This window comes from Aurantimonas sp. A3-2-R12 (assembly GCF_036016755.1).
In the GTDB taxonomy this organism is placed as follows: Bacteria; Pseudomonadota; Alphaproteobacteria; order Rhizobiales; family Rhizobiaceae; genus Aurantimonas; species Aurantimonas coralicida_A.
On sequence record NZ_JAYXIH010000022.1, the window covers coordinates 62,746 to 71,777 of the forward strand.

9 protein-coding genes are annotated in these 9,032 nt (G+C 63.7%); 3 read left to right on the forward strand and 6 right to left on the reverse strand.

Going from position 1 to position 9,032, the window contains the following annotated elements:
• Nucleotides 1-77: 77 nt before the first annotated feature.
• The gene (locus tag VSX60_RS12975; RefSeq protein WP_327624633.1) at nt 78-1,076 is read right to left on the reverse strand and encodes a Bug family tripartite tricarboxylate transporter substrate binding protein; all 999 of its coding nucleotides are present in this window, start codon (nt 1,074-1,076) and stop codon (nt 78-80) included.
• A 297-nt stretch (nt 1,077-1,373) separates the two neighbouring features.
• Here VSX60_RS12975 and VSX60_RS12980 point away from each other — a divergent pair, with 297 nt between their 5' ends.
• Nucleotides 1,374-1,799, forward strand: coding sequence for a PaaI family thioesterase (locus VSX60_RS12980; protein ID WP_327624634.1), 426 nt, complete (start codon nt 1,374-1,376; stop codon nt 1,797-1,799).
• Nucleotides 1,800-1,908: 109 nt separating this feature from the next.
• Nucleotides 1,909-2,073: a hypothetical protein gene (locus VSX60_RS12985; protein WP_206455001.1), complete on the forward strand. Its 165-nt coding sequence runs from the start codon at nt 1,909-1,911 to the stop codon at nt 2,071-2,073.
• A 299-nt stretch (nt 2,074-2,372) separates the two neighbouring features.
• Here the strand turns inward: VSX60_RS12985 and VSX60_RS12990 are convergent, their stop codons facing one another.
• Genes VSX60_RS12990 through VSX60_RS13005 form a run of 4 tightly spaced genes read right to left on the reverse strand, consistent with a single transcriptional unit; the run spans nt 2,373 to nt 7,299 of the window.
• A complete protein-coding gene (locus VSX60_RS12990) occupies nt 2,373-3,047 on the reverse strand; it encodes an ABC-type transport auxiliary lipoprotein family protein (RefSeq protein WP_327624635.1) in 675 nt (224 codons plus the stop codon).
• Between the two features lies 1 nt (nt 3,048).
• Entirely contained in the window at nt 3,049-5,286 is a 2,238-nt protein-coding gene (locus tag VSX60_RS12995; protein WP_327624636.1) for an MlaD family protein, read from the reverse strand.
• The gene (locus VSX60_RS13000; RefSeq protein ID WP_327624637.1) at nt 5,286-6,110 is read right to left on the reverse strand and encodes an ABC transporter ATP-binding protein; all 825 of its coding nucleotides are present in this window, start codon (nt 6,108-6,110) and stop codon (nt 5,286-5,288) included. The genes VSX60_RS12995 and VSX60_RS13000 overlap by 1 nt, the downstream gene beginning before the upstream one ends.
• Before the next feature lies 1 nt (nt 6,111).
• On the reverse strand, nt 6,112-7,299 hold the full coding sequence (locus VSX60_RS13005) for an ABC transporter permease (protein WP_327624638.1): 1,188 nt from the start codon (nt 7,297-7,299) through the stop codon (nt 6,112-6,114).
• A 178-nt stretch (nt 7,300-7,477) separates the two neighbouring features.
• Between VSX60_RS13005 and dgcA the strand changes: the two genes are divergently transcribed.
• Nucleotides 7,478-8,458 (forward strand): N-acetyl-D-Glu racemase DgcA, encoded by a 981-nt coding sequence (gene dgcA, locus VSX60_RS13010; RefSeq protein ID WP_327624639.1) that lies wholly within the window; start codon nt 7,478-7,480, stop codon nt 8,456-8,458.
• A gap of 32 nt (nt 8,459-8,490) precedes the next feature.
• On the opposite strand, the gene VSX60_RS13015 is transcribed toward dgcA, so the two are convergent.
• Nucleotides 8,491-9,032 (reverse strand): glycosyltransferase (locus tag VSX60_RS13015; protein ID WP_327624640.1); only part of this gene is annotated, 542 nt, incomplete at its 5' end.

The window sequence follows — 9,032 nt, forward strand, 5'->3', positions numbered from 1 at the left end:
TTCGACGGAGGGAGAACGGGGTGGGGACAGAGGACGAATGCCCGTATCCTTCATCCCGCTCTGGCCGGACTTGAAGCTTACTTTTTCTCCAGCCCCAGCTTCTCGATGGCTTCTGCTGCTTCGGCGTAGGCCTTTTTAAGTTGCGCGTCCCAAGCCTCGCTCCCGGCGACGCTGGTGGCCGGGTCGAGACCCGAGTTCTTGAGATAGGTGGTGAACTGTTCGCCGCCCATCGCCTCCAGAAGCGCTGCCTCCAGGACCGCCACCTTTTCCGGCGGCGTGTCCGCCCGCACAACGTAGCCCCGTGTCGTGTTCACCGACACGTTGTGGCCTTTGGACGCCGCCGTCGGAACATCCGGCAGATCCGCGATCGGCTCGTCCGAAAGGGCCACGATGGCCCGCAGGTCGCCATCCGCGATCGGACCGAGTGCCTCGCTGACATTGGCCAGGGTCGCGTCGATCGCTCCGGAGCGTAGAGCCGTGATCATTTCGCCGCCGCTGCCGAAGGGTACGACGCGATACTCGACGCCGGCCTGTTCAGCCCAGCGGCTGATGCCGATATGCTCGGTTCCGCCGACCTGCGCCACGCCCCAATTGAGCGCCTTCTCCTTGGAGGCAGCGATCAGACCGTCGTAGTCCTTGATATCGCTGTCGCCGCGAACGACGATCACCGACGGATCCTGCATGGCACGTGCCACACCTTTCACGTCGTCGATCCCGAGCGGCGACATGCCGCGCGCCATGGTGTAAAGATGGGTCTCGGTCGTTGCCATGAGCGTATGACCGTCCGCCGGGCGGGACGCCAGATATTCGTGCGCCACCCTAGCCGCGCCGCCCTGCTTGTAGACGACGACCAAGTCCTGACCCAGGATCTTCGATGCCGCGTCGATCCACATGCGGATGGTCTGGTCCGTACCCCCGCCCGGAGACGCATGCGAGATGATCTCGATCTGCTCCGAGGGGAACGCGTCCTGCGCCACGACAGCCGACGGAACGGCGACCATCATGCCGGCGACCAGCGCGCCGGCCATGCGGCAGGACAATATCCGATAGTTTTGGGATGCCCTTTGCGATTTCATGGTGTTTTCCTCCTCCCAGGATGCTGCTTGGCGATTGTCCGCCTTATTTTTTTGACCGGCGCCCGGCAGGAAACGTCCTGGCAACGCGGCGGCTGACGAGCACCGTAACATGAGTTGCAGCTTTGGCAACCACTCTCTGCGACACTCTGGATTACCTAACTTGGCGGGTCACAACCACTGCGGTGGGAAGCCTCGTCTCCTGCCAGTCGGTCGGATATTATCGAACCGACATCCGCGGACCAGCCGATTCAATCGGCGCCGACGGGCAAGAAGACGCGCAGCGCTCGGAGCAGCATCATGGATTCACGCGAGACGGCGTTCGACCCCGCCGCAAACGGCTGGGAACAGATCGAGGACACAGGTTTCATTGGATGCGTCGGGCCGGTTTGGCAGCGACGGGACGGCGACGTTCTGTCCCTTGGATTCATCGCCGAGCCGAAGCATCACAATCGGCGCGGCGTCGTGCAGGGTGGCATGCTGGCCACCCTCCTCGACCGCGCGATCGGCATGGCCGTGTTCGAGGCTAGCGGTGGCCGCCCCCAAGCCACGGTCCAACTGGACATGCATTTTCTGGACGCCGTTCAGATCGGTGAATTCGTCGAAGCACGCTGCCAGATCGACAGGCGCACCCGCTCGGTCACATTCGCGAGCGGGACGGCGTTCGTCGGCAAGCGGCCTGTCGCCTCCGCCAAAGGGATCTGGAAGATGCTCGGCATCGACTGACGCCCCCTCCAGCCCCCTCATTTCTGCATGGCTGTCATCCGCTTCCGCATCTTCTGCTGCACTGCAAACAGCGTATATCCAGCAAAGATAAGTCGTCGGAGTTGAAGTCATGAGCCACGCAAGAAAATTCGCCAATACCCTTGGAACGATGTTCGATGAATTTCGGGCCGCCCGTTCTGTCGCCGCCGCCATGGAAGCTGGCCGCCGGCCTCCGGAGCGTGCGCTTCGCACGCTCGGTCTGGACGACAGCATCTTTAACGGGATGTACCGCTGACGTCTCGCCAGAGTCGTAGTCTCTAGCTTACGGCAGCGGCTGATAGTTCAGCCGGCAGAGCCCCGTCGTTTCCAGCGGTATACGAACGTCTTCAGACGCGGTAGCGATCAAGCTTCCGCGTCTTTTGCGTTCCCGAAGCCAGATCACCATACGCCAGTATGAACAAACGCCATCTGCAAGGCGCCTTTTGGCGAACAACGGGCGCGTTGTGATCGCCAGAATACCCAGAAGCTCCCGCCGTGACCTGCGTCAGCAGACGCATTCGACATCGGCCCGGTCGGAGCATCGGGCGATCATCCTCAGATCAACGCCAGGGTCCAGCTGACGATCTCGCCTGATATCTTGTCGAACGCCCGGTCGAGAGCGGCCACATAATCGGCATTCGCTGCGCCCGCCACCGTCACTTCCGTGCCGAACACCCGGGTGCGGACCACACTGCCGTTCCGGTCGTTCAGCGCCTTCACCGAAATCTCGATCGTTGCCCGGGCCGCGCTCGCGGCGTTGATCTCGAACTTCCGCACTTCCATGACCAGCTGATAGTCAATCGCGAGCCCCTGCCCCGGCACGCCCACGGCGCCGACGCGTCCGCTGTTCTCGAATGCCTGCAACAGGCGGAGCTGCACCATGCGCGGCAGCCGGTCGCTCCACTGGCTGTTGGCCAGATACTCGACTGAATAGGGCGTCGGCTTGACGACGATCTTCTCGCTGTCCAGCGTCTTGATCGCCGTCGGCTCCGGAATCAGGATCTGCGCCCGCGTCCTTCCGGCGACATTCGGCACGAGCGGTGGCGCGGAGATTTCGAACGTGTCTGGGGGAGCGGACGTCACGCAGGCCGACAGCCCGAGCGTGAGAAGCGCGATCAGTACCGGTTTGCACATTGCCCGCATTTTCTGTTCCCCGTCCCGCTCGCCGCACGCGCGGTTGCTCGCATCCACAACCGAAGCTGTCAACGAGGCCGTCGTTTCGCCCGCCATTCTACCGGCGCTTGCGGCCGTCAAACTGCTTTACTTCGTCGCCGCCATAGATCAGCCGGCTCGGATTGTTCGAGAAATCGTTCACCGCTCCTTCGATCCGGTTGACCGACCGGGTTACGTCGCGCACCAGCGTCTGGAACTCGCGCAGACCCTGACCCGAGAAGCGCTGCAGATTCGCCGAGATCGGCGCTACCTGTGACCGGATTGATAGCGCCGTTTCGCGGATGGCTCGCAGCGTCGTGGCGATGTCGCTGCCGAGGCTGGTGCCGTCATCGGCGCCCTTGAACGTATCGTCGACCGAACTGATCAGACTGTCGACCCGCTCAGAGGCGGTCCGCAGGCGCTGGGACGTCAGTTCGACATTGGTAATGATGCCATTGATGTCATCCTTGCGCTCGCCGACCGAGTTCGCGACGCCTGCAATCGAATCGGCCGCGCGCGCCACGTTGTCGGTGGCCGCCGAGACGTTCTCCACGGCGCGGTTGACCTTGCCCGGGTCGATGCTGGCGATCAACGCGTCGACCTGGGTGCGGGTCTCGGTGAAGCCGGAAAGCGTCGTGTCCAGCGTCCGCACCGTTTTGTCGACGCCATCGATGATCGACTGAATCTCCTCGGTCTTGCCGCTCAGGGCCGAGGTGATCGTGCGCACGTCGCCGATCGCCTGATTGACCGTGGCTGAATCGATCGACTTGACCAGATCGTTGGCCGAGGTGACCGCCTCGTTCAACCGCGCGCTGGCTTGGCTGACATCCTCGGAAATCGAACCGAGACTGCCGATGAAACGGTCGATATCGTCACTGCGCTGGGCGATCGTGGTGGTGATCCGGTCGACGTTCTGCGCGGCCTTGGCCGCGCCGGAGATTGCCGAATTGATCGCTTCCTTCTGGGTGCCGATGCTTTCGGCCAGCGAGGAGACGTTGGTTGCGGCCGACGTGATGCCGTCGAGCGTCGTCGCAATCTGCTTCGGATCGACCGCAGCAATGACCGTATTGGCCGATTGCAGCGTGGTGTCGAGCCGCTCGGCAACGCGGGTGGCGGTCTCGGAGATCGGCCCGAGATTGGCGATGAATTTGTCGACGTCCTCGCTCCGCTCGGCGATGGTCGTGGTGATGCGCTCGACGTTGCGGGCGGCATTGGACGCGCCGGTAATCGCCGAATTGATCGCCTCCTTCTGGGCGCCGATGGTTTCGGCCAGCGAGGAGACATTGGTCGCGGCCGAGGTGATGCCGTCGAGCGTCGTCGCAATCTGCTTCGGATCGACCGCGGCAATGACCGTGTTGGCCGATTGCAGCGTGGTGTCCAGCTTTTCCGCGACCTTCGCCGCCGTGTCCGAAATCGGACCGAGATTGGTCAGGAAACGATCGATCCCGTCCGTGTTGCGACCGATCGCCTCGCCGACCGCGCCGACGCTGTCGGCGGCGGTCCGCACGGAATCGACGACGCTGCCGATGTTCTCGGATTGCGCGCGCAGATTATCCGACATCGCCGCGACGTTGTCGATCACCGTGCTGACCGCCGTCGGGTCGACGGCCTCCAGGATGCCACGCACCTGCGAGATCGCGTCAGGTAGCCCTTCGGCGACCGTGTTGGCGGTCTTGGAGAGATCGCTCAGACTTTTGAGAAAGTTGTCGATGTCGTCGGAATTGTCGGCCAGGCTGGCGGTGAAGACCTCGACGTGCCTGGCGGTCTTGGCTATGTCGTCCGCGGTCGATTCCACCGCGGGGCCAACGTCGCCGACAAGGCCCTCGAACTGACCGAGGATGTTGTTGGCCCGCTCGGCGATATCACGCGCCGTCGCCAGGATATCGGTCACGTCGGACGGGTTTGCCTTGATGATGGGCACGGTGCCCTGTTCGATCGCCTGCTGGATGAGACCCGGCTCCTCGGCCACGCCGCCCTTGAGCTCGATGAAGGCGAAACCGGTCAGGCCCTGGAAGCCGATATTGGCTTCCGTCGATTCCTTGACCGGCAGACTTGGGTCGACTTCGGTCGTCGCGATCACGACGCGCGGATTGTTCGGGTCGATGCGCAGCGCCTTGACGCTGCCGACCGGCAGTCCGTTGAACAACACCTGACTGCCCTGCTGAAGCCCGGTGACCGAGCCTTCGATCCGAACCAGCAGCGGCACGCGGGAATCCCCCGATGAGGAGAACACCGACCAATAGACAAAGCCGAAGGACAGCGCGAGAACCACCAGCGTAAAAATACCGACGCGAACGTAGTTGGCTTTGGTTTCCATTACCTGGCTCCCTCGACGAGACTGGCGGCATGATCCGGCGCTGCGATGGTGCGCGCCCGCTTGCCGTGGAAGTACGAGTTCACCCACGGATGGTCGAAATCGAGCATTTTCGATAACGGCCCTTCGACGAGCACCTTGCGATCGCCGAGCACGGCGATACGGTCGCAAGCTTGAAAGAGGCTGTCGAGGTCGTGGGTGACCATGTAGACGCTGAGGCCGAGCGTATCGCGCAGGGTCATGATCAGCTGATCGAAATCGGCCGCGCCGATCGGGTCGAGGCCGGAGGTCGGCTCATCCAGGAAGACGATGTCGGGATCGAGCGCCAGCGCGCGCGCAAGCGCGGCACGCTTGATCATTCCGCCGGACAGTTCGGAGGGAAATTTGTCGGCGGCATCGGGGGCGAGCCCGACGAGATCGATCTTCAGCCGCGCGAGTTCGTGCATCAAGGCCGGCGACAGGTCGAGGTACTCGCGCATCGGCACTTCGATATTCTCCAGGACCGTCAGCGAGGAAAACAGCGCGCCATGCTGGAACAGGACGCCCCAGCGGCGCTCCACCGCAAGACGTTCCGCGTCGCTGGCCGTCTCGTAGTCGATCCCAAATATCTCGATGGTGCCGCCCTGCTTCTGGTTGAGGCCGAGAATTGTGCGCAGCAACACCGACTTTCCTGATCCCGACGGGCCAACGAAGCCCAAGATCTCTCCGCGGCGAACGTCAAGCGACAGATTTTCCAGAATTGTTTTGTCGCCGAAACGAACCGTCACGTCGCGGGCGCGGATGATGATCTCGTCGTCTGCCGCCGCGCGGCCATTGGTCAGGGACATGTCAGAGGCCGATGGACGCATAGAAGATCGCAAAAATGCCATCTAGGAGGATGACGAGGAAAATGGATTTGACAACCGCGGCGGTCACATGGAGGCCGAGGCTTTCGGCGCTGCCGCCGACCTTCAGGCCCTCGGCCGAAGCGACGAGTCCGATGATGATCGCCATGAAGGGTGCCTTGATCAGCCCGGCGAAAATGGTGAAGAGGTCGATGGATTGCTGCAGCCCCTGCAGGAAGTTGGCGAAGCTGATGCCGGAATACATTCGCAGCGTCAGCATCGCTCCCAGCAAGGCAGCGAGATTGGAAACAAACGTCAGGAGCGGCAGCGCGATCGTCAACGCCACCAGGCGCGGGAAGATCAGGACGCTGATCGGATTGAGGCCGATGACGTGCAGCGCATCGACCTCTTCGCGCATCTTCATCGAGCCGATCTCGGCGGTGATCGCGCTGCCCGACCGGCCGGCGATCATGATCGCGGTGAGCAGCACGCCGATCTCGCGCAGCACCAGGATGCCCGCCAGATTCACGGCGTAGACCTCGCCACCGAAGCGGCGAAGCTGGAAGGCCCCCTGCTGGGCGATGATGCCGCCGATGAGAAAGCTCATCAAGACGATGATCGGCACCGCCTTGACGCCCATCTGGTCCAACTGGTTGAAGATCGCCGCCGGGCGGAACTGGGTCTTGCCGGTCAGGCGACGACTGGCGCCGAAGATCGACCCGCCGATGATATTGAGGGCGAAGACGATCTCGTCCTTCATGGCGATGACGCCGCCGCCGGTTGCGGCGAGTACCTTCACCAGGCGATTGACGCGCTGTTTCGCCGGTTGCGGGCGCTCGCGATCCATCGCTTGGCGCACAGCGGCAAAAAGCGCTTCGTCCCGTGCATCGATCCCCTCGATCCGCACATCGCGATCGCTCGCGGCGATGTCGCGGGTCATTTTCTCCAGGACAAAGGCGCCGGCCGTGTCGATCCGCTCGACCCGCGCGCAATCGACGACGACGCTGCGGCCCAGGTCGGCACCGGCCGTGTCATCGACCGTTTGTTCGAGGGAACCGACGGTTCGGGCCAGCCAGTCGCCGGACGCACGAAGCACCAGCGCGCCATCCCGTTTCTCGCCTTCGAGAGCAGGTTGAACCGTGCGCCGCCGGCCGGACGCGCCGGTCGACTGGGCCGTGGAACCTTCAAGCATTGGTGTCCGTCGTGACCTTCCTCGGAGGCGACCCTAACCGGGTGCAAGGAACCTATCCGCCGCCGTCCAATTCGGGCGCGGCGTTCGCGCGATTCCCTACAGTGTCTTAACATTAAGCGTCTATTCACAACTTGTCATGAAATGTCCGCCCGGCCGGCGGTTGCGAGGGAATTTGCCGATGCCGCGTCGTCTTTCGGTCACAGTCGAACACTTCCCGCTGGCACAGGAATTCCGCATTGCGCGCGGTTCCAAGAGCGAGGCGGTCGTCGTTACCTGCGAGATCGCCGACGAATACGGCCGTGGCCGCGGCGAATGCGTGCCGTATCAGCGCTACGGCGAGAGCATCGACAGCGTGCGCGAGCAGATCGAAACCGCGCGCGCGACCATCGAGGCGGGCGGGTCGCGTGACCGCCTCGCCGCGCTGCTGCCGGCCGGCGCGGCGCGCAACGCGCTCGACTGCGCGCTTTGGGATCTCGAAGCTAAATCCAACGGCCGCACCGTCGCGAGCCTCGTCTGCGGCCAAACGCCGCGACCGATCGAAACAGCCTATACGATCGGGCTGGGAGACGCCGGCGATATGGCTGCGGCGGCGCGGGCGGCGAATCGCCCGTTGCTTAAGATCAAGGTTGGCACGGACTCCGACGCCGTGCGGATCCGGGCCGTCCACGCAGCGGCTCGCGACGCACGGCTGATCCTCGACGCGAACGAAGGCTGGAGCGAAGCGAACATTCGCGAGCACATGCTGGTCGCCGCCGCCGCGGGAGCCGTGCTGATCGAACAACCGCTTCCCGCCGGCAAGGACGACATCCTGGCCGACATCCCGCATCCAGTGCCGATCTGCGCCGACGAGTCGGTCCACACCGTGGACGACCTTCAATCGCTGCGGGGACGCTATGACTACGTCAACGTCAAGCTCGACAAGACCGGGGGGCTGACCGAGGCGATCCGGCTGGTCGAACAGGCCCACAGCCTCGGCTTCGGCGTCATGGTCGGCTGCATGGTCGGGACGTCGTTGGCGATGGCCCCGGCGGTTCTCCTGGCGCAGGCCGCCGAATTCGTCGATCTCGACGGTCCACTGCTGCTTGCCAAAGACCGACCGGGCGGCCTCACCTATTCGCGATCGAGCGTCTCGCCGCCGCGCCCGGCGCTGTGGGGATAAGGTGTCGCCGGGATGCGGACATCCTCCCCGGCTCAGACCGCCAGACGAAACGCCTGCTCTACCGAGGGCTCGATCGCACCCGCCACCGCCTTCAGAAAAATGTCCGCGCAGGCCTCCCAGCTATAGGCCCGCGAGCGATCCAGCGCGTCCTGAGGATCAAGCGACAGAGCAGCGAGACAGGATTCCCGCAAATCATCGGACATATGCCCAGCCTTTGACGATCCGATCACGTCGAGCGGTCCCGGCTCCGGAAAGGCGGCGAGCGGGACCCCGCAGGCCAGCGCCTCGATGAGGACGATCCCGAAGGTGTCGGTCATCGAGGGAAACACGAAGACGTCGGCGGCGGCGTAATAGCGCGCCAAGGTGTCGCCCGACTGCGTCCCGGCGAAATGCACGTCGGGGTAACGCCGCGTCAATTCGCTCAACATCGGCCCGTCGCCGACCACGACCTTGGAGCCCGGCAAGTCGATATCCAGAAACGCCGTAAGGTTCTTCTCCGGTGCGACACGCGACACCGTGAGGAAGACCGGCTTTGGCAAATTGAGCTCGACGGGGTGAACGGGGCGAAAGAGGC

Bases quoted from the DNA above. Each gene is read 5' to 3' on its own strand.
- VSX60_RS12975 (WP_327624633.1), bottom strand. From the start codon at position 1,076: ATGAAATCGCAAAGGGCATCCCAAAACTATCGGATATTGTCCTGCCGC.
- VSX60_RS12980 (WP_327624634.1), top strand. From the start codon at position 1,374: ATGGATTCACGCGAGACGGCGTTCGACCCCGCCGCAAACGGCTGGGAA.
- VSX60_RS12985 (WP_206455001.1), top strand. From the start codon at position 1,909: ATGAGCCACGCAAGAAAATTCGCCAATACCCTTGGAACGATGTTCGAT.
- VSX60_RS12990 (WP_327624635.1), bottom strand. From the start codon at position 3,047: ATGGCGGGCGAAACGACGGCCTCGTTGACAGCTTCGGTTGTGGATGCG.
- VSX60_RS12995 (WP_327624636.1), bottom strand. From the start codon at position 5,286: ATGGAAACCAAAGCCAACTACGTTCGCGTCGGTATTTTTACGCTGGTG.
- VSX60_RS13000 (WP_327624637.1), bottom strand. From the start codon at position 6,110: ATGTCCCTGACCAATGGCCGCGCGGCGGCAGACGACGAGATCATCATC.
- VSX60_RS13005 (WP_327624638.1), bottom strand. From the start codon at position 7,299: ATGCTTGAAGGTTCCACGGCCCAGTCGACCGGCGCGTCCGGCCGGCGG.
- dgcA (WP_327624639.1), top strand. From the start codon at position 7,478: ATGCCGCGTCGTCTTTCGGTCACAGTCGAACACTTCCCGCTGGCACAG.